At 59.3% G+C, this 20,768-nt stretch carries 21 protein-coding genes; 19 read left to right on the top strand and 2 right to left on the bottom strand.

Annotated elements, in window-relative coordinates; translation table 11 throughout:
- Positions 1-358 precede the first annotated feature (358 nt).
- From RBB47_RS27110 to RBB47_RS27155, 10 genes are read left to right on the top strand one after another with little or no spacing between them, the layout of a single operon-like run.
- Entirely contained in the window at positions 359-1,645 is a 1,287-nt protein-coding gene (locus RBB47_RS27110) for an amidohydrolase family protein (protein WP_305989049.1), read from the top strand.
- Positions 1,646-1,691: 46 nt separating this feature from the next.
- Positions 1,692-2,819, top strand: a complete 1,128-nt coding sequence (locus RBB47_RS27115) for a substrate-binding domain-containing protein (RefSeq protein ID WP_305989050.1) — start codon at positions 1,692-1,694, stop codon at positions 2,817-2,819.
- A gap of 59 nt (positions 2,820-2,878) precedes the next feature.
- Positions 2,879-4,402: a sugar ABC transporter ATP-binding protein gene (locus RBB47_RS27120; RefSeq protein ID WP_305989051.1), complete on the top strand. Its 1,524-nt coding sequence runs from the start codon at positions 2,879-2,881 to the stop codon at positions 4,400-4,402.
- On the top strand, positions 4,395-5,339 hold the full coding sequence (locus RBB47_RS27125; protein WP_305989052.1) for an ABC transporter permease: 945 nt from the start codon (positions 4,395-4,397) through the stop codon (positions 5,337-5,339). Before RBB47_RS27120 ends, RBB47_RS27125 begins: the two co-directional genes overlap by 8 nt.
- Positions 5,336-6,295 carry an ABC transporter permease gene (locus tag RBB47_RS27130; RefSeq protein WP_305989053.1) on the top strand — a complete coding sequence of 320 codons (960 nt, stop codon included), beginning with the start codon at positions 5,336-5,338 and terminating at the stop codon, positions 6,293-6,295. Before RBB47_RS27125 ends, RBB47_RS27130 begins: the two co-directional genes overlap by 4 nt.
- Before the next feature lie 17 nt (positions 6,296-6,312).
- The gene (locus RBB47_RS27135) at positions 6,313-7,674 is read left to right on the top strand and encodes a substrate-binding domain-containing protein (protein WP_305989054.1); all 1,362 of its coding nucleotides are present in this window, start codon (positions 6,313-6,315) and stop codon (positions 7,672-7,674) included.
- On the top strand, positions 7,667-8,305 hold the full coding sequence (locus RBB47_RS27140; RefSeq protein WP_305989055.1) for a hypothetical protein: 639 nt from the start codon (positions 7,667-7,669) through the stop codon (positions 8,303-8,305). The genes RBB47_RS27135 and RBB47_RS27140 overlap by 8 nt, the downstream gene beginning before the upstream one ends.
- Positions 8,302-9,138 (top strand): alpha/beta hydrolase, encoded by an 837-nt coding sequence (locus tag RBB47_RS27145; RefSeq protein WP_305989056.1) that lies wholly within the window; start codon positions 8,302-8,304, stop codon positions 9,136-9,138. Before RBB47_RS27140 ends, RBB47_RS27145 begins: the two co-directional genes overlap by 4 nt.
- The gene (locus RBB47_RS27150) at positions 9,135-10,289 is read left to right on the top strand and encodes a fumarylacetoacetate hydrolase family protein (protein WP_305989057.1); all 1,155 of its coding nucleotides are present in this window, start codon (positions 9,135-9,137) and stop codon (positions 10,287-10,289) included. Before RBB47_RS27145 ends, RBB47_RS27150 begins: the two co-directional genes overlap by 4 nt.
- An 18-nt stretch (positions 10,290-10,307) precedes the next feature.
- A complete protein-coding gene (locus RBB47_RS27155) occupies positions 10,308-11,816 on the top strand; it encodes an aldehyde dehydrogenase (NADP(+)) (RefSeq protein ID WP_305989058.1) in 1,509 nt (502 codons plus the stop codon).
- Between the two features lie 45 nt (positions 11,817-11,861).
- Here RBB47_RS27155 and RBB47_RS27160 read toward each other — a convergent pair whose 3' ends face one another.
- Complete coding sequence (locus RBB47_RS27160; protein WP_305989059.1) at positions 11,862-12,629, bottom strand: SDR family oxidoreductase; 768 nt, start codon at positions 12,627-12,629, stop codon at positions 11,862-11,864.
- Positions 12,626-13,612, bottom strand: a complete 987-nt coding sequence (gene denD, locus RBB47_RS27165; protein ID WP_305989060.1) for a D-erythronate dehydrogenase — start codon at positions 13,610-13,612, stop codon at positions 12,626-12,628. Before denD ends, RBB47_RS27160 begins: the two co-directional genes overlap by 4 nt.
- Before the next feature lie 390 nt (positions 13,613-14,002).
- Between denD and RBB47_RS27170 the strand changes: the two genes are divergently transcribed.
- From RBB47_RS27170 to RBB47_RS27210, 9 genes are all read left to right on the top strand, one after another.
- Positions 14,003-14,557 carry a DUF4255 domain-containing protein gene (locus tag RBB47_RS27170; protein ID WP_305989061.1) on the top strand — a complete coding sequence of 185 codons (555 nt, stop codon included), beginning with the start codon at positions 14,003-14,005 and terminating at the stop codon, positions 14,555-14,557.
- On the top strand, positions 14,554-15,303 hold the full coding sequence (locus RBB47_RS27175) for a hypothetical protein (RefSeq protein WP_305989062.1): 750 nt from the start codon (positions 14,554-14,556) through the stop codon (positions 15,301-15,303). The genes RBB47_RS27170 and RBB47_RS27175 overlap by 4 nt, the downstream gene beginning before the upstream one ends.
- A gap of 67 nt (positions 15,304-15,370) precedes the next feature.
- Positions 15,371-16,918, top strand: coding sequence for a hypothetical protein (locus tag RBB47_RS27180; protein WP_305989063.1), 1,548 nt, complete (start codon positions 15,371-15,373; stop codon positions 16,916-16,918).
- A 27-nt stretch (positions 16,919-16,945) separates the two neighbouring features.
- Positions 16,946-17,377 carry a phage tail protein gene (locus tag RBB47_RS27185; protein ID WP_305989064.1) on the top strand — a complete coding sequence of 144 codons (432 nt, stop codon included), beginning with the start codon at positions 16,946-16,948 and terminating at the stop codon, positions 17,375-17,377.
- A 9-nt stretch (positions 17,378-17,386) separates the two neighbouring features.
- On the top strand, positions 17,387-17,836 hold the full coding sequence (locus tag RBB47_RS27190; RefSeq protein ID WP_305989065.1) for a phage tail protein: 450 nt from the start codon (positions 17,387-17,389) through the stop codon (positions 17,834-17,836).
- On the top strand, positions 17,837-18,007 hold the full coding sequence (locus RBB47_RS27195) for a hypothetical protein (protein WP_305989066.1): 171 nt from the start codon (positions 17,837-17,839) through the stop codon (positions 18,005-18,007).
- Between the two features lies 1 nt (position 18,008).
- A complete protein-coding gene (locus RBB47_RS27200; protein ID WP_305989067.1) occupies positions 18,009-18,716 on the top strand; it encodes a hypothetical protein in 708 nt (235 codons plus the stop codon).
- Positions 18,717-18,719: 3 nt separating this feature from the next.
- A complete protein-coding gene (locus RBB47_RS27205) occupies positions 18,720-20,450 on the top strand; it encodes a phage baseplate assembly protein V (protein ID WP_305989068.1) in 1,731 nt (576 codons plus the stop codon).
- 17 nt (positions 20,451-20,467) lie between these two features.
- Positions 20,468-20,767, top strand: a complete 300-nt coding sequence (locus tag RBB47_RS27210) for a PAAR domain-containing protein (protein ID WP_305989069.1) — start codon at positions 20,468-20,470, stop codon at positions 20,765-20,767.
- Position 20,768: the final 1 nt, after the last annotated feature.

Below are 20,768 nucleotides of genomic sequence, written 5' to 3' on the forward strand. Positions count from 1 at the left end.
AGTGAATCGATTGTAGCCCGAACGGTTCAAATCCTGCTCCCGCAACCAAAACAACCCGGCAACCAAGCCGGGTTTTTTGCGTTGGGGGGTGTGAGATCTGAAAGTTGTTAGGAATAAATAAGCTCACATGGCAGGTACTTCGTGACAGATTGGTCTGAGCGGTTTTCGCCCGGTCAAGGCCTGTTGCGTCAAACCCCACGGTTGACTGGGAAAAGTAAAAATACGTATCTTTAAATTGGAGTAGTCCAATATATGGTTAAAGGTTGCGACATATTGTCTTGTTGTCCGTCTAAAGTCTGACATTCTCCCCCTCAACGCGCCGGTAGATGACGCAGCCGGGGCGGCTTGGGAGGAGCACATGACACAAACCGTTATCCAGGGCGCCATGATTTGGGACGGTGCTGCGGAAGCAGCCTTTCCAGGAACCGTGGTTGTCGAAGGCAATCGAATTGAAAAGGTGATCGAAGGCACGGATCTGCCATCCGGGCTGTCTGAGAACACGATCGACGGAACCGGCATGAGCCTTATGCCGGGCATGGTCGAAGGCCATTGTCATCCCAGTTTTACCGGCATTTCCGAGCCGCCTGAACTCGGCCAATTGTGTCCGGAAGAGCACATGCTTCTCACGGCGCAAAACCTCAGGCTTTTGCTCAGTCACGGTTTTACGTCGATCTTCGAGGCTGCGTCGGCAAAACCGATGCTCGGTGTGACGGCCCGGAACGCGATCGAGTCCGGTCTGATCGATGGTCCGCGCATGATGGCCGGCAGCCCTGAAGTTACGACGACGGCCGGTCTCGGCGATGAACGCAAGCGGCACATGTATCAGGAAAGCTTCGGGCTCGTTGCCGATGGACCGGATGAGATGCGGCGGGTTGCGCGCGAATGCGTCCGCGACGGTGTCGATGTCATGAAGATCAATATTTCTGGTGACGAGTTCGTCAGCCACGCAAGGGCGGAGATCACGCCGACAGAAGACGAGGAACTTGCGGCATTCGTCAAGGTCGCGCACGCCTTCGACAAGATGGTGGCGGCACATGCCAGATCGTCACAAAGCGTGAAGATGGCTGTTCGGCACGGTGTCGACTGTATCTACCATTGTGACTTTGCCGACGAAGAAGCGCTCGACATGCTCGAAGGCGCAAAGGACCGTATCTTCGTCGGTCCGGCCTTTGGTCTCGTTCACAACAGCACGCGGGAAGGCGATGTTGTCGGTCTGACCAAAGAGGTCGCCGAAAGCATGGGTCTTTTCAGAAAGTTCGAAGCGACCTGTGCGACCTATCACGAGATCCGCAAGCGCGGGGTTCGTGTCGTGGTCGGGGGCGACTACGGATTTTCCGTGACCCCGATGGGACAGAACGCCCGTGATATCGAGCATTTCGTCCGCTACTTCGGCTACTCGCCGGTCGAGGCGCTGCGCTGCGCGACAAAGGTCGGTGCGGAACTGATGGGGCGCAGCGATGAACTGGGTCAGGTTCGTGAGGGATACCTCGCCGATCTGTTGCTGGTTCGCGGGGATGTCGTCAGCGACGTGTCGCTGCTTCAAAAGCAAGACAACCTGGCAATGATCATGAAGGACGGTGTTGCCTGGAAGGATCCCCGTCACGGGAGTTTCCGTGCACAAGGCCTGATCCAGGCCGCGGAATAGACCCTTCAAAATATCTGGTTTCACGAACGCATTAGGGAGGAGAAAAATGCGTATCAGAACTCTTGTGGCTGCGGCCGCAACCCTTTGCCTGTCCGCAGGTGCCGCTGTTGCCGACTATGACGGTGTGCCGAGAACATTCCTTTGGAATCCTGGCTCGGTCGATATCTTCGACGCGGCGGAATTCAAGAAGGAAGGACCCTATGTCATCGGGTTTTCCAACGCATCAATTTCAAATCCATGGCGTGTTGCCATGCTGCACGGGATTGAAGCAGCGGCCGAACGCCACTCGGACAAGATCGAGCGTTTCATTATCACGGACGCCAATGACGATCCGTCCAAACAGGCGGCCGATGTCCAGGATCTGATCGCGCAAGGCGTGGACATTCTCCTGATCAGCCCGGCCACCGCCGAGGCCCTCGATCCGGCTGTCCGCCGCGCAAAGCGGCAGGGTATTCCAGTCGTCCTGGTCGACCGCCAGGTGACGTCCGACGAAAACTACATCACGTTCGTCACCGCCTCGGACCAGGCACTTGGCCGCATCTCGGCGCAGTGGCTTGCTGAAAAACTCGGCGGCAAGGGCAAAGTGGTCATGCTCGGTGGCCTGGCAGGTGCGTCGCCGGCTGAAAACCGGATCAAAGCTGCCCTGGAGGTCTTCAACCAGTTCCCCGAGATTGAGGTCCTGGAAACCCAATACACCTCCTGGTCGCCTGCAAACGGCAAGACGATCATGTCCGCACTCATCCAGAAATACGGTGACGAGATCGCCGGCGTGTGGGCGGACAGCGGACTGCAGGGTTCCGGGTCGATCGAGGCATTCCTGGCAGCCGGATACGAGGCTGGAAAAATCCCGCCGCACACGGGCGGCGACTTCAACGCCATGTATCAGCTTTCGGTTCAAAACGATGTTCCGATGATCGGCATTGATTATCCGCCGGCAATGGGTGCCAAGGGGTTCGAAGTGCTCTTCGACGTTCTTGACGGCAAGGGCATTCCGCGCCGCATCGAAGTCAACCAGCAGGTTGTTGTTTCGGAAGGCCATGAGACGCCGTCGGTCAAGGCCGATGTCTTTACCGCCGACTATGCGCTGATGGACAAGCCCGGCTCCGTGATCATGTCCTCCGGCGTTGGAGACGACTACGACCCGGCAACCTTCTCAGCAGACTATCCAAAATAAAACCAAGTGCCGGGCGGCTTCTGCCGCCCGGTCAAACCGGAACCCGGGAGGAGCCAGCCATGTCTGAGCCGGTATTGGCCGCGCGCGCCCTTTCAAAGTCGTTCGGTCCGAATGAGGTTTTGAAGGGAATTGAATTCGAGGTTCATTCCGGCGCATCCGTCGCGCTCTGCGGAGAGAACGGCGCCGGCAAATCGACCCTGATCAAGCTGCTGACAGGGTTGTATCATCCAACATCAGGGCACGTTGAATTCAACGGCAAGCAGGAGGACTGGTCCAGCCCGCGCGCAAGTCTTGAAGCCGGCATTGCCGTTGTCCACCAGGAGTTTTCGACGATCGGAGCATTGAGTGTCGCGGAGAACATCTTTCTTGATGCCGAACCGCTGACACGCCTCGGTCTCATCGACCGGAAGGCGCTTGTTGCACAGACCGAAGCTCTGCTGGAAAAGCTCGGTATCCATCTGGCGGCGCGATCTCTGGTTGATGATCTGAGCGTTGCCGACAAGCAGATGGTCGAGATTGCCAAGGCTTTGCGCTCCGACGCAAAAGTGCTGATCCTGGACGAGCCGACGGCCGTCCTGTCGCAAAACGAAACCCGTCATCTTTTCAAGATCATCACTGAATTGCGGGCGAGCGGGCTTGGCATTGTCTATGTGTCCCACCGTCTCGACGAGATCTTCGAGATCTGCACCGACATCACCGTCATCAAGGATGGCGTCGTGACCTCTCAGGGGCCGGTGTCCGGGTACACCCACGATTCCGTAATCGCAGCGATGGTGGGCCGCGAGCTTGGAAACCTGTTTCCGGAAAAACCGCTTGATCGGGAACCGGGCGAGCCGATGCTGGAGATCAAGGATCTGGTGGTCGAAGACACTCTGCCCCCTGTCAATTTCGAAGTTCGTGCCGGCGAAATCGTCGGTCTTGCAGGTCTTGTCGGGTCTGGCCGCACGGAACTCGCGCTTGCCATCTACGGCGCGAACACCGCAAGCGGGAAGGTGCTGATCGAAGGTGAGCCCCTGGATTATCGCTCCCCGTCCAACAGCATCGATGCCGGCATTCTCATGCTGACCGAAAGCCGCAAGGATGATGGCCTCTTCCTCAACAGTTCGGTCGCGCGCAACTTTGCAGCCACCACGCCGGGGCACGGCGTCCACCCGGCGCGGGTGCCGATCGGTCACGAAGAGGCGCGCGCCAAGGTCATGAAAGAGCGTTTCGGAGTCGTGGTCGACAATGTCGGACTGCCGATTTCAGCCCTTTCGGGAGGTAATCAGCAGAAGGTGCTGATCGCGCGGCTCCTTGAGAACCGGCCCAAGGTTCTGATCCTCGACGAACCGACGCGAGGGGTTGATGTCGGCGCAAAGTCCGAGATCTACAAGACACTGCGCCATCTGGCGGACGAGGGTATGGCAATTCTCGCAATTTCATCGGAACTTATTGAAATTGTTGGTCTTTGCGATCGAGTCTTCGTCATGCGGGATGGCGAGCTGGCCACAGAACTGACCTCCCAGGACATTACGGAAGAGGCGATCATGAGTGTCGCGGCTGCCGAAACACCGACCCACCACGGAGTAGCTTCCAATGGATGATGTAATCCGGATGACACGGGCACAGCCGGTCCACCTGGTTGTGCTTGCCCTTATCGGCCTCGTCGTTCTGGTCGGAATGTACTCCTCCGACCGGTTCGCCACGCCCCTCAATTTCGCCAACGTCCAGGACCAGATGGTTGCGCTTGCGCTTGTCGCCCTGGCGCAGACGATCGTTATTCTGTCAGGCGGCATCGATCTGTCCTATGCCGGTGCGCTCGGGTTGCTGACGGTGGTTTTTGCCTCGATCGCGGGTGAAGATCCCTCGACATTTGCGGCCGCAGTTGTTGCCGTCCTTGCACTGGGAGCGTTCATCGGCGCAATCAACGGGGGCATCGTGACGTTCGTCGGCATCCATCCGCTGATTGTCACACTCGGCACGTCGACCATCCTTTCCGGGCTTGCCCTTCTGATCACACGCCAGCCGACGGGCTCGGTGCCGTTGTTCTTTGAAGATCTCGTCTATGGCCGCTTCGGGATGGTTCCCTACGGCACGATTTTCACGCTTGTGCTTTACCTGCTAGCAGGTTTCCTGCTCTGGAAGACCCGGTTCGGCCTGAGGGTGTACGCCATTGGCGACAACGAACAGGCGGCGTCGATTTCGGGTGTTCCCGTCAAGTCGACCAAGCTCATCGTTTATGCGCTTTCCGGCTTCCTTGCCGCCATTACCGCAATTTACATCTGCGGCCGGTTCGGTGTCGGTGATCCAAGGGCCGGGGTCGGGTTCGACCTGAAATCGATCACGCCGGTGATCGTCGGCGGCACGCTTCTGGCCGGTGGACGCGGCGGTGTCCTGGGAACCTTGCTGGCAGTGATCGTGCTGGCTCTGCTCGCGAACGTGCTCAACTTCATGAACGTTTCCAGTTTCTACCAGTGGATCGCGGAAGGCCTGATCATCATCGCAGCGGTTTCCATCTTCGTCGGGAGAAAAAGCAAATGACGATGTCGGCGCTTTTCGGGAAAAACAGCGGTACGGTCCGTGCGCAGCAGAACCGTGAACTGCTCATGCTCACCGGGTTTCTCATCGTGATCTGGGCGATAACGACAGCGCTGTCGCCGCGCTTTTTGAGCCCCGCGAACCTGAGCGACATCCTGCTTCAGGCCGCGCCACTCGGATTTGTTGTCATCGGGCAGATGATCGTCATTATCGTCCGGGGGCTGGATCTGTCGGTTGCCTCGATCATGGCAACCGTGGCGGTGCTGTCGATCGGCCTGAACGACAACACGGGTGTGATCTTTGCCGTCGGTATTCTTCTGGGCGCTCTTATCGGTGCGATCAACGGCTACCTCGTGGCTTATCGCGGCGTGACGCCGTTTCTGGCAACGCTCGCCACGATGATCGTTCTACAGGGCGTGCGCTTCGCCTATACAGGCGGGGCGCCCGGCGGCACGCTGCCCGACGCTTTCAGGTGGCTGGCAACCGGCAACATCTATGGCATTCCGGTGGCTCTGATCCTCCTCGGTGTCGTCGCCGTCGCCGCACACTGGCTGCTGGAATACACCGTCTACGGGCGCCGGCTGAAGCTATACGGCGACAATCCGGATGCGGCTTACATGACCGGTGCACCGACCCGTCTGCTCGTGGTCAGTGCCTTCATGATTTCCGGCATTCTGGCCGGTCTGGCGGGTCTTGTGCTGGTGGGATATGTCGGAATTGTCGACAACTGGACGGGACGCGGATATGAACTCGACAGTATCGCGGCGGCCGTTATCGGCGGCGCGGCCCTGTCGGGCGGCAAGGGCAGTGTCCCGGGCGTTCTCCTGGCAACCCTGGTGCTCGTGTCGCTTTTCAACATTGTTGTCATTCTGGGACTTTCGATCGAGTTGCAGCTTGTCATCAAGGGAAGTTTGATCGTGCTTGCAGCGGCGGTTTACATGCGGCGTTCGCGGCGTTGACAAGAAGGCTCTAGACTGTGCCGACAGGCGAAACACCCAGATCCAACCTTGTCCGCATTGCGCGGATCCTGGGGTGTTTCGACCAGGTGAACAGCCCGCGGCCCACCCACGAGATCCTTCAGGATGTCGGCATGAACAGGTCGACCGGGTTCGGGCTTTTGCGGGCAATGACCCTTCGCGGCTGGCTTGAACGGGTGGACCACGGCTTGCTGCGCCTTGGCCCTAAGGCAGCCCAGCTTGCCTTTGTTCCGCTGGAAGCCACGGAAAACGCGGTGTTGCAGACCGCAGCGGCAGTGACGCCGGAGCGTGGTTCGGAAGAAGCGCATCTTGCCGTGACCGAGTGGGATGCGCGCCTGTTCGAAACGGTTTCGACATCGCAGTACAAACGCAATCCGCCATTCCGGATCGGCTTCGCAAACGCGTCGTTGTCCAACGCTTGGCGCAGGGCGATGTTCGACAGCATGCGGTATGCGGAGCGTCTCCATGCGGACCGCATCGATGCTTTTCTGGTCCGTGAAGCCGGTGACGACGCGCACACCCAGATCGACCAGATCGACGAGTTGCTCGATTGTGATCTGGATATTCTTCTCGTCAGCACGACAAATGTTCTGTCGCCGCTGCTCGACCGGAAACTCAAGGATGTTGCCGCGCGCGGTATTCCCATTGTGGCTGTCGACCGGCGCCCGCGCGATCATTCCTCGCTGGTTTCCTTCGTGACAGCATCCGACCGCCGCATCGGGCGCATAAGTGCGCTCTGGCTTGCGGAGCGCCTGAAAGGCGTCGGCCGGATCTGGATGTTGTCGGGCCTTGAAGGCACCAGTCCGGCGATCCGGCGTCAATCGGCGGCGTTCAACGGGTTCTCGGAATTCCCGGGCATTCAGGTCGAGGCGGTGACCTACACGGACTGGACGGAAGCCGGCGGTTGGACTGCGGTGGAACGCCTGATCGACCAGGGGGCGGACGTTCCGGACGGGATCTGGTGCGATAGCGGTCTTCAGGGTGTCGGGTCGCTGAAATACTTTGTCGAAAACGAACTTGCCGTTCCTGTTCATACCGGCGGCGACCTGAACCAGATGTACAAACTTGCTCTCTATTACAAGGTTCCGTTCGTGGCACTGGACTATCCTGCGGCGATGGGCGCGCGGGCCGTTGAAGTCGCGCTCGACGTCCTGTCCGGCAAATCCGTCCCACGGCGCGTGGAGGTGCCCGTTCCCGTCGTGCTGCCACGCGGCATGGAGACAGCAAGCGTGCGTGCAGATGCCTGGGCGGAGCGCCATGTCGGCTGGGATCTGCCGGACACAGCGATCCTGTCGCAGGGTCCAAGTTTGCGCGGAACACGGGTCGAGGCAGACAAGGGAGCAGGAACCCGTCATGGATAAGCACGGCAATTCCTACGACAAGGCGCTGGATGTCTTTGAGAAGCTTCTGGACGAGCCATTGCAGAAGGTGCTTTCGGGGCCTTTGCCGCTGGCGCGTGCCGTCGGACTTGCGACGACGTCAGGATACAGAGCCGCTGCCATTGCGGAAAGCGAAGGTCTCTTGAGCCGTTCCACCGAAGGGGACTATTTGCGTGGCCCGTCCACGCGAACGATCGGACTGTCAGCGCTTGGCTTCGGGGAATTTGCGCTCGTGGCAGAACCGGTTCTCATCCAGTTGCGCCAGGCAACACGTCTAACGGCATTTCTGGCTGTTGCAGGAAATTCGCAGTGCATGATCGGGCCTCATTCGCGGGGCCGCGGTCTTACGTTTGCTGTCCCGCAGGCACAGTATTACCTGCCGTCTTTGCCGGTCTTGGACGATGAGCGGCTGGCTGAAATTTCGCTGTCCAATCGGCATGAAGCTGTCGCAGCGCAACGCGCGGCAATCGCGGCCGTGTCTGAACGAGAAGACCGTCAGTGTATCGTCGGCGTGTTGCTGCCGGGTCTTCACGAAGCAGCCACAGACGATCTGCGCGCGCATCTCCGCAAGGCCTCGGACCTTCTGCGCACACAATCGGAGAAACTCACATGAACGACAGGGACGAAAGGCGCGACTGGGATCTTCAGTTCAAGTTTTCGGATGTCATTGCGGACTTTGCTTTCTGGTCCGACTGGCGGGACAAGGCCAGCCTGGAGGTTGGCCGGAACGTGCCGTTCGAGCGTGTTCCTTATGGCGATCATGACCGGCAATGGGTGGAAATCGCCGACTGCGGCGGCTCCGGAGGGCAGCTCGTTCCGGTCTTTCTTCACGGAGGCTATTGGCGGGCACTGACGGCTGAAGGACACCGTTGCTGCATGACGGGGTTGTCGGCGTTTGGGCCCAAATGCGGCAATGTGGAATACCGTCTGATGCCGGATTTCCGGTTGGCTGACCTTGTGTCGGATGCAACCGCTGCTGTGACGGCGCTTGCCGGGATCTTTCCGGAAAGTTCGAAGTTATTGCTCGTGGGACACTCCGCCGGCGCGCATCTCGCGGTCAGCGCGGCCCTGAATCCCGGCCTTGCCGGTCGCATTGCCGGCGTTGTCGCCATGAGCGGCGTTTATGATCTTGCGCCTGTTGCAAGATCCTTCCTGCAGGACGAAATCGGCTTGACCGAAGAAGAAATCAGCACGCACAGCCTGATTGGAAAGCAGCCAGGCACGCCGCTCATTTGCGTGGTCGGAGGACGCGAAACAGACGAGTTTCAAAGTCAGTCCCGCAAGATGGCCGAGAGTGTCGGAGCAGCGCATCTGCGTGTGCGCGGTGCACATCACATGAATATCCTGAGCGATCTGAATTCCGCAAAGAGCCCCTTGATCGAAGCCTTGGGTCTCTGGTTAAACAACGCGGGCCTACCTGAGGAAGTGGATACGATAGCAAAATGACCAACGCGTTGAACCTGCCAGATACCGGTACGTTTGTTTTCAGGGTCTGGCGTCCGGAGCTTTCCGGTCCCTCCGTTTGTGCTCTTAGAGACGGTACGCTCCTTGATGTCACCTGCGCCACGGTTCCCACAGTCCGTGATCTTCTTGAACTGGACGACCCTGTTGGCTGGGTTGCGAATGCGGACGGCGTTGCGGTCGGGTCACTTGACGAGATCGCGGAAAATTCGCGGGAGGATTTCGATCCCGCAAAACCACGTCTGCTCGCCCCGCTCGATCTGCAGGCCGTCAAGGCCTGCGGCGTCACCTTTGCGTTTTCAATGCTGGAGCGGGTGATTGAGGAAAAGGCGAAGGGAGACCCGAGCAAGGCCGAAAAGATCCGGGAACGCTGCAATGCGATCCTTGGTGACAGTTTGCGCTCCGTCATTCCCGGCTCGGAAAAAGCCGCAGAGCTGAAAACGGCGCTGATCGCAGAAGATGTCTGGTCGCAGTATCTGGAGGTCGGAATCGGCCCGGACGCTGAAGTTTTCACGAAGTCGCAGCCGATGTCCGCAGTCGGGTTCGGAGCGGCCGTCGGTCTGCATCCGGTATCTAACTGGAACAATCCCGAGCCGGAGGTCGTTCTTGCCGTCGACAGCGCCGGCAAGGTCAAAGGAGCAACGCTCGGCAACGACGTCAATCTGCGCGATGTCGAAGGCCGGTCTGCTCTGCTTCTCGGCAAGGCGAAGGACAACAACGCCTCCGCCTCGATCGGCCCGGCAGTGAGGCTGTTCGATAGCGCATTTACGATCGATGACGTGCGAAAACTGGAACTCGACCTGAAAGTGACCGGCACCGATGGGTTTGAGCTCTCCGGGCATTCGACAATGACGCAAATCAGCCGGGATCCGCTGGACCTCGTCGGGCAGGCGCGTGGCAGGCACCACCAGTATCCGGACGGTTTCTTCCTGTATCTCGGCACTTTGTTCGCACCGACAAAAGATCGCGATGCTCCTGGAGAAGGCTTCACCCATAAGCTTGGCGACGTTGTCGAAATATCCTGTGCGCAGCTCGGGACACTCAAAAACACGGTCCGGCTCTCTACCGAATGCCCGGAATGGACTTTCGGAACCGGCGCACTCATGCGAAACCTGTCGAAACGCAATCTTATCTAATCTTGAAGGACATACGGGATGCTAACGGGCAAAAGCCTCGTCAACGGAGAATGGATTTCCGGCAACACGACGTTCGAGTCGCAACCAGCCGAAGGGTCACCACACTCCTTTTCTGAAATGATGGCAGCTGATGTGGATCGGGCCTGCCGCGCGTCAGATGATGCGTTTGAAGCCTTCAGCACCACGAGCGATGAAGAGCGCGCAGCGCTGCTCAACAAAATCGCCGATGAGATTGAAGCGCGGGGCGATGAGCTGACCGAAGTCGGATGCCAGGAAACCGCACTTCCGGCCATGCGCCTCAATGGTGAGCGCGGTCGGACAACGGGGCAACTCCGCCTCTTCGCCGAAACGATCCTGAAAGGGGATTATCTCGACCGTCGTCATGATGAAGCCTTGCCGGACCGTCAGCCCCTGCCGCGGCCGGAGCTTTACCTGGTGCAGCGTCCGATCGGTCCGGTCGCCGTGTTCGGCGCTTCCAACTTCCCGCTTGCCTTTTCAACGGCCGGCGGTGATACCGCATCCGCGCTCGCCGCCGGATGTCCGGTCGTCGTCAAGGGGCATCCTGCCCATCCCGGAACCGGTGAGATTGTCGCCCAGGCGATCGACGCTGCGGTCAAGGCGCTAGGACTTCCTGCGGGGACATTCGGGTTTCTGCAGGGCACGACACTCGAATTGGGACAGTCGCTGGTTCAGCACCCGCTGATCAAGGCCGTTGGATTTACCGGGTCGCTGCGCGGGGGACGGGCGCTCTTCGACTTGTGCGCCTCACGGCCGGAACCGATCCCCTTCTTCGGCGAACTCGGCAGCGTCAATCCGGTCTTTCTGTTGCCGGCCGCAATGGAACAGCGTGCCGAGGCCATCGGCGAAGGCTGGGCCGGATCGCTGACCATGGGTGTCGGCCAGTTCTGCACCAATCCGGGCGTCGTCATCGTCCATGCCGGGGAACAGGCGGACACTTTTGCCGGCAGTGCCGTCAAGGCGCTTCAGTCCGTGGGTGCGCAAACCATGCTGACTGACGGGATCGCAAATGCCTGCCGCGCCGGACAGGGCCGTATTGGCGCCGTTGAGGGTGTCGAGACGCTGTTGAGTTCGGTCAGCGACAACCGCGGCGCAACGCCTGCCGTTTATCGGGCCAATGCGCAGACATTCGTCGGCAACCGCGATTTGCAGGAAGAGGTTTTCGGCCCTGCTGGCGTCATCGTAACCGTCTCCGACGATGCGGAAATGCGGTCGGTCGCGCGCAGTTTCGAGGGACAGTTGACCGCGACGCTTCAAATGGAAGAAAGCGACGCAGCGCTCGCGAAGTCGCTCATGCCGATCCTCGAGCGCCGCGCGGGCCGAATTCTCGCCAACGGGTTCCCGACCGGTGTCGAGGTTGCCGACGCCATGGTTCATGGCGGCCCATATCCGGCCTCCACAAACTTCGGGGCTACGTCGGTCGGCACCATGGCCATCCGGCGCTGGCTGCGCCCGGTCAGCTACCAGAACCTGCCCGCAGACCTTCTGCCGGACAGCCTCAAGGCCTGAGTTGTCGCGCCACCGCTTTATTTGAAGCGGTGGCGCTTTATCAGACTAGCCGCGCCCGACAAATGGCATCTTCGTTGCCATCACCGTCAGGGTCAGAACGTTGGCATCTAGCGGCAGACCGGCCATGTAGACGACCGCTTCGGCGACATGCGCCGGATTGATCGTCGGCTCGGGGGCCAGTTCACCGTTTGCCTGGGGAACACCGGCGCTCATTTTGGCAGTCATGTCACTTGCCGCGTTGCCGATATCGATCTGGCCGCAGGCAATGTCGAACGGCCGTCCGTCAAGTGCGGTCGATTTGGTCAGGCCTGTGATCGCGTGCTTGGTTGCCGTATAGGGGGCCGAGTTCGGCCTCGGCGTTGACGCTGAAATCGAGCCGTTGTTGATGATCCGCCCGCCATTCGGGCTCTGTGCTTTCATCAGGCGAACAGCTTGTTGCGTGCAGAAAAAGGCGCCTGAAAGATTGGTCGCAACAACCCGGTTCCATTCCTCCGGACTGATGTCTTCCATCGGAACCGGGGAATTGCCGATGCCGGCATTGTTTACCAGGAGATCGAGGCGGCCGAAGTCCTGCTGCAACTGAGAAAAAAGGGATTGCACCGAGCTGGCGTCCCCGACATCGCAGGTCAGGAAGTCGACCTTGTTTCCGGTTTCCGAGGCGAGGTCATTGGCTGTCGCGGCCAGAACGTCTTCACGCCGCCCGGTGATGAGGACATGCCAGCCGGCGGCGCTGAGGCCTTTGGCAATCGCCTTGCCGACGCCGGAGCCGCCACCGGTTACAAGCGCGATGCCTCGGTTAGTTGTTTCACTCATGCGGATGCCCCTTCCAATTCGTCTTCGATGTGAATTCTGATGATGTCCTCGAAGCTCCTTTCAGCCTCGAATCCCAGCTCGCTTGCTCGTCTTGCGTCAAAGTCTCTTGGCCAACCCGCCACGATCTTACGAATGTCCGGATCGGGTTCCCGCCGGATCAGCGCGACGGTCTTTTCTCCGGCGATCCTGCGCAGAGCCTCGATCTGTTCGGCGACCAGCGCTGACAATCCAGGCATGGTCAGCGCGCGGCGTGCCCCCAGGACTGATGTGTCCATGCGGGCCGCATGGGCGAAAAAACCGACCGTTGCGCGAGGGCTGGCGAACCAGTGACGCACATTATCTTCGACGGGCAGTATTGCTTCTTCGCCGTTCAGCGGCTCGCGCATGATGTTGGAGAAGAAGCCTGAAGCTGCCTTGTTGGGCCTGCCGGGCCGGATACAAACTGTCGGCAGGCGCAGACCGATGCCGTCGAAGATGCCTTTCCGGGTGTAGTCGGACAGCAGCAGTTCACAGATTGCTTTCTGGGTGCCGTAGCTCGTCAGGGGTGTCGTGAAAAACTCATCGCCAATCTTCTCGGGAAACGGTCGACCGAAAACGGCAATCGACGAAGCAAAGATCAGGCGTGGACAGTAGGGCTCCCGGATCCCCTCTCGCCTGATTGCGTCGAACAGCGAGCGGCCACCGTCGAGATTAATCGCGTAACCTTTGTCGAAATCTGTCTCCGCTTCGCCGGACACGATTGCAGCGAGATGAAACACCAGGTCCGGTCTGCCAGATATTATCCGGTCCGCTTCACCCTCTGCCGCGAGATCAAGTGTCAGGGCTGTCGCCATGTTCTGAAGAGAAGGCGGCACTGGCGGCTCGACAACATCGACAAGCGTGAGCTTTTCGACCTCTGTTCCGAAGAGCGCGGGCTCTGCTGCAAGCCTTGCAACAAGCTTCCGGCCGACCATTCCGCCCGCTCCGGTGACAAGCACATGCATGAGTTTCGCTCTCCCAGGGCGCTGCAACTTCACAAACACTCGCGGCATTTTTCGCCGGTTCCACAACGGCAATTTGCCGATTGCTGGAAACTTAGCAAGGGGGGCGGAGCATTCGCAAATCCGGTAAGGTCAAGATTCTTCTTTGAAACGTTCGACGACGCTGACGTAAGCATCCGAACGCAACTTCCAATGCAATTAAAGCGAGTGTATTGGCAAATTTCAGAGAACTTTCCTTACAGATGTTGACGCAAGGGAATTCTTCTACTTACTATGATTGGCAGCAACTTTTCAATTCTTATGCATTGTTAGTCGCCGAGATTCGGCGAACGGGTAAGCTTTGTCTTTTCAGAAGCTTATCTTTGTTTTGTAAAATTAGATTGGTGTCCAGTCATGATCAATGAGGCACTCGAATTTGTCCGGCGGGAAGTGCGTGATCATCTCAATGTGAGTGATACGGAGGCACAACTTGAGAGTGCCAGGGTGCTCACGGAGGAAGGCTCCGAAGGGCTGACAATCACCCTGATCAATGTCGAAGAAGAGGCCGCACTTCGCAACACACCGAACATGTTTGTGGTCGATGGGCAGCCCGTCCAGCGGCAACCATCGGTCTACATGAACCTCTATTTGCTGTTCGCTTTTGATTTTCAGAACTACGGCACAAGCCTGTTCAACCTTTCGCAAACGATTGCCCTGTTCCAGGACCAGCGCATTTTCACACCGGCGGACAGCCGGGCCGACAATCCGTTCCCCGAGCGCGCTGTCCAGCTGGCGTTCGATCACCACAACATGAGCTTCGAGGCGCTCAACAATCTCTGGTCCATCATGGGCGGCATGATTTTTCCCTGCGTGATCTACAAGGTCAGGCTGGTCGAGATCCGCCGCGAGGTTGAAGACGAGACACTGCGCGAAATCGAAACCATCGAAATGAATATGAGCGGCACATGAGCTTCGTACGCCAATATCGCCGCTTTCTGCAGGTCAGTTTTGAAGACGATGGCGGGCAGCCCGTCGATGCATTTGATGTGCGCCCAACCGCGTACACGCGCAAGGTTCTGGCCAACCACGCCCTGATCTTCAGATCGGGCGTTGCGGGGTTCTCAATCTACAGCCGGCGCAATCCGGATGAAGCTGATCCTCTGATCGGCCCGATCAGCTCCCGGACGCGAATGAGTTTCGGTGTGCGCCTGACCGATCCCCAGTTCTACAACCGCTTTCATCCGGACCTTTTGCCGGCCGGCCGGCAGATTCTGCTGGATAACCTCGACGCATCCGGAACAATTCAAACATCAGGTGCGCTCAGCAATGGTGTCACGGTGGAGCAGGACGAACTCGTTCAGACCGGACCCGCAAGCAGCTTTCCAGTCACAATCGATTTGACGGGTGGTGCACCCGACCGTCTGCATGCGCGGGACCGCTTCGACAACAGCGAGCTGTTCGAGCTGAGCTTCACCGCGCCTCCCGGTCCGGTCCTGAGACTGAACGCGGACCTCAGTTCGCTGGAGCATCCTGCCGTGCGCATGACAACACCCGTCGCGGGTGCTCTTGATCAGCTTGTCTACGCAGATGACGAAATCAGCAACGGTGGTGCGGAGATGATCCTCGACCTGTGGTGGGAGCAGCGGCAGGACGCCGTTCCCGTTCCGGACGGCGCTCAGTTCACTGCATCCTTTCGACCCAGAGCAAGCCCCTGAAACGAAGCCCCGAAACCAAGACTCCGATCCTAAGCCCCCGATCCTAAGCCCCTGAGAGGAACCCGCCATGACCAATCTAATGCTCTCGACGCCCGGCGTGGCCATACAGGAACTGCCGTTCAACACGCCGACGATCGCAGGTGTCGCAACGGCGGTGCCTGCCTTCATCGGCCCGGTTACTGAACCTCTGGCGCCGGACGGGGCGACAAATCTGGTCGACGAAACCTGGCGCATTGGCTCACTGCAGGAATTTGAAGACCTCTTTGGGGTGCCGGTTGCCAACGGATTTACAATTCGCGCTGACAAAACCGTCGATACGAACGGCGCATTGCAAAGTATCGACGTCAGCTACGAGGCGACGCCCACGCGCGTCCCAACCGGGGCACTGCTGCTCTATCATGCCATGCAACTCTATTTCGACAATGGCGGCGGGCCTTGCTATGTCCGGCCCATTGATGACAACGGCGGGTTTCAGGCCAACTACGTCAGCGCCATCACGGCGCTGGAAGAGACCGACGAAGTCACTCTGATCGTCGTCCTGAACACGATTGGCGCAGACGCTATTAACTACGGGTCGCTGGTCACTGCCGCAATGCAATCTTGCAACAGGATGACGGACCGCTTCACGGTTGCGGACGTCTTCGATGCGCGCCCGGGCGGCGTTGTCAACAAAACAACCCCGGGGACTTCCCTGGGCGAACTTGTAACGGAGCACTTCAGGGACAATGTGACCGCCGTCTCCGAAGACGTCCTGAAATACGGGGCGGCCTACCTGCCGTTCCTCAACACAAACATGCCTGTCCTGTTCAACCCGGACACGGTCGAGATCACTGCCAACTCTCAACTTATCACCATCGATGCAGAGGGAAATCAGACCGGCCCATCGGCAGACCTCTTTAGCAACGGTAACCCGAACCTGGCGCTTTCGGACGATTTTTTTCAAGGGCTCATCGACCTGGACGACGCGAACAACAACCTGCCGGGTGAAAAGCCGATTGTCGAAGCTGTCTTGAACCTGTTGAACAGCACGACACTGATCATGCCGCCATCGCCCGCGATGGCCGGGATCTATGCGCGAGTCGACCGGCAGCGTGGTGTGCATGTGGCTCCAGCGAATGTCGGGATCATGAATGCGGTCGGCCCCTCCTTTGCGATCACCGACGAAGAGCAGGGTATCCTGAACGTCGACCCGACCGCCGGCAAGTCCGTCAATGCGATCCGGTTTTTCACCGGCCGGGGCACGCTCGTCTGGGGTGCCCGTACGCTTGCCGGCAACAGCGGCGATTGGAAATTCGTCAACCGGCGGCGGACGGCGATCTATCTTGAGGAAAGCATAGGTGATGCCCTTGAGGCCTTCGTGTTTCAGCCGAACGTGGCCAAGACCTGGGTGCGTGTGAAACGCATGATCGAGGGGTTCCTGCTCAACGAATGGCGTGCGGGGACACTGGCGGGACCGACCGCAGCCGATGCATTCGAGGTTTCCATCGGGCTCGGCGCGACCATGAGCCAGCAGGACATCGTCGACGGCATCATGCGGATCCTTGTGCGCGCGGCGCTGCCCGGCCCGGCGGAAAAGATCATCCTCCAATTCACGCAAAAAGCCCAGGCTGCCTGAGGCGCCGCATCCGAAAGGATTTGAAAAATGGTCAACTATCCGATCGCAAAATACAATTTCGAGGTCGAGATGGAAGGATTCACTCGAATTGGTTTCACGGAAGTCTCCGGTCTCGACATCGAAACGGAGGTCATTGAATACCGTGAGGGTGCCTTTGTGGAGGCGTCGAAGATTAAGCTCCCGGGCATGAAGAAATACGGCACGGTGACCTGCAAGCGCGGCATGGTGCGCGGCGACAATGAAATCCACGACTGGTTCCAGACGATCCTCGATCCAACCAACCGCCGGGACGTCCAGATATCGCTTTTGGACGAAATGCGCGAACCGGTTTTCGTCTGGGTGATTTCAAACGCCTTCGTAAGCAAGATTGCTTCAACCGATCTCAAGGCCGACGGCAACGAAATCGCTATCGAAGCCATGGAGATCCAGGGCGACTCCATTGCAATCTCTGTACCGTGAGGCGGCTCTATGGCGCTCGCTCACCCCTATAACCTGCCGCTCGTCCATAACTTCCGGGTTGAGTTTGACCTCGCTGGCGCAGGCGATCTCGACGTTAGGTTCCGGGAAGTCTCAGGCTTGTCCATGGAACTCGAACAGGAAACGGTGACCGAGGGCGGCGAGAACCGCTTCGTTCACAAAGTGCCGGTGCGCGCAAGCTATCCGGACCTTGTCTTGAAACGCGGGCTGATTGCCGAAAGCGCGGTCACACAATGGATCCGCGATGCAATTCAGAGCCTGGTCATTCGCCCGATCACGCTGAGCGTCGTGCTGCTCGATCCGAAGCTCGAGCCGTTGCGCACGTTTTCGGTGGTGAATGCCTGGCCGAAGAAATGGACGGTCTCGGATTTCAACGCCGAAACTAGCGAAGTTGCGGTCGAGACACTGGAGCTTGCCTACGCCTATTTCCGGGAGGCCTGAATGGCAGTGCAAATCAATCTGATTGAATTCCGGGGCCGGATCGAAGGCAGTCCCAAAGAAAAGCCGGCTAATGAAATGTCCGAGACTGAGAAAGCCTCGGAACGCGAGCGCGTGATTTCCGCTGCCGTTGCGGAGGCGATAGCCGTTATCAGACGGCGCGAGGAACGTTGAGATGACCCTTTCCGATGGCACATTGGTGAAGATGTCGATCGTTCCGTACGAATCGTCCAAGGCCTTTGCTGACAGCCTTCCGGCGGGACCGACCTTCGAAGCCCAAATCAATCCGGCCGAATACACGGACGCGATCGAATTGGAAATGAACGCCGATGAGACGCCACAGGGCGCGGACGGAAACGAGGCGAAGATCAAGGGGATCAAGCCGAGGACGTTCACCTTCGATCTGCCGCTGGAAGGATCCGGCGCACTCGATGCAGACGGCCGCCATGGCGGGGACCCGAGTTCGTCAGAAACTCTGCTGGAACGCCTTGACGCGTTCCGGGAAACCGTTGGCTTTTCGGGTGAAGTCCATCGGCAACGATTCTTGCACCTCGCCTGGGGCCGCCTGTCGGTGACCTGCGCTTTGGAGACCTATTCGGTCAATTTCAAACTGTTCGATTCCCAGGGCAATCCACTGCGCGCTGTTCTGAGCGCGACATTCAAGGAACACAAGGATCCGGAAGTTCAGGAGAAGGAAAAAAACCTCGCCAGTCCGGACATCACGCATGGCCGTCTCATTCATGACGGCGACACGCTCGTGAACCTGACTTACGGCATATATCGGGACCCGGGTCTTTACATCGCCGTTGCCGAAGCGAACGGCCTCGATTCTGTCCGACAGCTTGAAACCGGATCGGAACTGATCCTGCCGCCGGTGAGGTGAACGATGCCGCTTGAGCCGACGAGAAGCGCAGCATTGACGACGGTCACGATCCGCTCGAACGGATCGGACATTCCGGGCACGTTTGCGCTGCTCTCGCTGGAGATCTCGCAGGTTTGCGGATCCATACCCTACGCGCATCTGATCTTTCAGGACGGAGACCCGGCCAAGCAGAGTTTCGATATCGCGGCATCCGACGAATTCTCCCCTGGAGCGGAGATCGAGATCGATCTCGGTTATGACCGGAACGAGGAACTGGTCTTCAAGGGGATCGCAACGCGTTTGCGCATCGAGGCACCTCTGCATGGTTCGTCGCGGCTGCATGTCGAGGTCAAGCACGCAGCGTTCCGCATGCACCATGCCCGGCACTCTCGGATATGGGTCGATGTGACGGATGCCGATGCGCTTGGCGACTTGGCCTCCGGATACGGCATCGGCTTTGATGGCGATTCAGATGCCGAGCGCCCTCAGCTTGTGCAACATCAGGCAACAGACTGGGACTTCTCGGTCCTGCGCGGCGAGCGGATCGGGCAGCTTCTGGTCGGCGAGCCTGATGGACTGCGCCTGTTCACCCCTGATCCGGCTGCTGATCCAGCTGCAACACTGGAATATGGGCGGACCGTCTTCAGCCTGGATGTGGAACTGAATGCGGAGGCGCAGGCTGCCGAGATTTCAGTCGGCGCGTGGAGCCCGGCCGATGCCGCCATCGAAACAGCGGAAAGTTCTTCAAGTGACGTTCCAGGTCCCGGAAACCTTGATGGTGATGCCCTTGCCGAAGCTGCCGGTGTGAAACCGAAGCCAAGGCAGTCGGGGGCGCGGGACCAGGCAGAGCTGGACGACTGGGCGCGCGCGGCAATGTTGCGGCGGCGCTTGTCGGCCGTCACCGGGATGGCGGAAGTTCAAGGCTCAACTGCGCTCAAGGTTGGTGACACCGTGGAGCTGAAAGGGTTGGGGCCCCGCTTCGACGGAAAGGCCTTCGTCTCCGGTCTGCGCCACTCGATCGCGCGCGGCGACTGGCGGTGTTTTGTGCAGATCGGACTTGACCCGGCCTTTCACGATGAACGTCACGATATTTGTGCGCCACCGGCTGCAGGCCTGATCCCGTCCATATCCGGATTGCAGATCGGTATCGTCGACGAAGTGCATAGCGATCCCGCGGGAGAAGACCGCGTCGCTGTTCGCCTGGTCAGCGAGACGGAGACTTCCGAGCCAATCTGGGCACGTCCGATGAGCGTCGGCGGGGGGGAAGAGCGGGGTCTGGTCATGCTCCCGGATCCCGGCAGCGAATGCCTGCTCGGGTTTCTGGATTCCGATCCCCGCGATCCGGTGCTGATCGGCGGATTGCACAGTTCGGCAGCAACCTCGCCGTTACCGGGTGCGGAGGGCAATGACCTCAAGGGACTCGTTTCGCGTGCCGGCACGCGCATCGTGTTTGATGACAGCGGCCCGTCGTTGGTGATCGAAACAGACGACAAGCGCTCGATATCGCTTTCGGATGACGACGGCTCAATCATCATCTCGGACCGGACAGGCAACAAGATCGAACTCGACGACGCCGGCATCACGCTATCCAGCAATTCCGACATCACGCTGGACGCCAAGGGCGACATCAAGATCGACGGAACCAATGTCAACGCCGCGGCAAAACTCGGCACGGAGTTGAAAGGCAACACCTCGGCCCGGCTGCAAAGTTCGGGACAGACCATCGTGCGCGGCGCGACGGTCGACATCAACTAGCTATTGGGAGTGAAATCATGCCACCGGCTGCCCGGATCAGCGACTTCCATTCCTGCCCGATGCAGACGCCTGCCGTCGTGCCGGTTCCCCATGTTGGCGGACCGATCACCGGGCCGGGTGTGCCGCTGGTGCGGATTGGCGGGCTTCCGGCGGCTGTCCAGGGAGACATTGCGACCTGTGTCGGTCCACCCGATACCATTCTCAAGGGATCGACAACTGTCCGGATTGGTGGCCGCCCCGCTGCGCGTCAGGGTGACCCGACAGCGCATGGCGGTCTGATTGCTGCGGGCCTTCCAACGGTCAGGATCGGAGGGTGAG

This window comes from Roseibium sp. MMSF_3544 (assembly GCF_030732845.1).
Lineage (GTDB): Bacteria > Pseudomonadota > Alphaproteobacteria > Rhizobiales > Stappiaceae > Roseibium.

Bases quoted from the DNA above. Each gene is read 5' to 3' on its own strand.
- RBB47_RS27110 (WP_305989049.1), top strand. From the start codon at position 359: ATGACACAAACCGTTATCCAGGGCGCCATGATTTGGGACGGTGCTGCG.
- RBB47_RS27115 (WP_305989050.1), top strand. From the start codon at position 1,692: ATGCGTATCAGAACTCTTGTGGCTGCGGCCGCAACCCTTTGCCTGTCC.
- RBB47_RS27120 (WP_305989051.1), top strand. From the start codon at position 2,879: ATGTCTGAGCCGGTATTGGCCGCGCGCGCCCTTTCAAAGTCGTTCGGT.
- RBB47_RS27125 (WP_305989052.1), top strand. From the start codon at position 4,395: ATGGATGATGTAATCCGGATGACACGGGCACAGCCGGTCCACCTGGTT.
- RBB47_RS27130 (WP_305989053.1), top strand. From the start codon at position 5,336: ATGACGATGTCGGCGCTTTTCGGGAAAAACAGCGGTACGGTCCGTGCG.
- RBB47_RS27140 (WP_305989055.1), top strand. From the start codon at position 7,667: ATGGATAAGCACGGCAATTCCTACGACAAGGCGCTGGATGTCTTTGAG.
- RBB47_RS27145 (WP_305989056.1), top strand. From the start codon at position 8,302: ATGAACGACAGGGACGAAAGGCGCGACTGGGATCTTCAGTTCAAGTTT.
- RBB47_RS27150 (WP_305989057.1), top strand. From the start codon at position 9,135: ATGACCAACGCGTTGAACCTGCCAGATACCGGTACGTTTGTTTTCAGG.
- RBB47_RS27155 (WP_305989058.1), top strand. From the start codon at position 10,308: ATGCTAACGGGCAAAAGCCTCGTCAACGGAGAATGGATTTCCGGCAAC.
- RBB47_RS27160 (WP_305989059.1), bottom strand. From the start codon at position 12,629: ATGAGTGAAACAACTAACCGAGGCATCGCGCTTGTAACCGGTGGCGGC.
- denD (WP_305989060.1), bottom strand. From the start codon at position 13,612: ATGCATGTGCTTGTCACCGGAGCGGGCGGAATGGTCGGCCGGAAGCTT.
- RBB47_RS27170 (WP_305989061.1), top strand. From the start codon at position 14,003: ATGATCAATGAGGCACTCGAATTTGTCCGGCGGGAAGTGCGTGATCAT.
- RBB47_RS27175 (WP_305989062.1), top strand. From the start codon at position 14,554: ATGAGCTTCGTACGCCAATATCGCCGCTTTCTGCAGGTCAGTTTTGAA.
- RBB47_RS27180 (WP_305989063.1), top strand. From the start codon at position 15,371: ATGACCAATCTAATGCTCTCGACGCCCGGCGTGGCCATACAGGAACTG.
- RBB47_RS27185 (WP_305989064.1), top strand. From the start codon at position 16,946: ATGGTCAACTATCCGATCGCAAAATACAATTTCGAGGTCGAGATGGAA.
- RBB47_RS27190 (WP_305989065.1), top strand. From the start codon at position 17,387: ATGGCGCTCGCTCACCCCTATAACCTGCCGCTCGTCCATAACTTCCGG.
- RBB47_RS27195 (WP_305989066.1), top strand. From the start codon at position 17,837: ATGGCAGTGCAAATCAATCTGATTGAATTCCGGGGCCGGATCGAAGGC.
- RBB47_RS27200 (WP_305989067.1), top strand. From the start codon at position 18,009: ATGACCCTTTCCGATGGCACATTGGTGAAGATGTCGATCGTTCCGTAC.
- RBB47_RS27205 (WP_305989068.1), top strand. From the start codon at position 18,720: ATGCCGCTTGAGCCGACGAGAAGCGCAGCATTGACGACGGTCACGATC.
- RBB47_RS27210 (WP_305989069.1), top strand. From the start codon at position 20,468: ATGCCACCGGCTGCCCGGATCAGCGACTTCCATTCCTGCCCGATGCAG.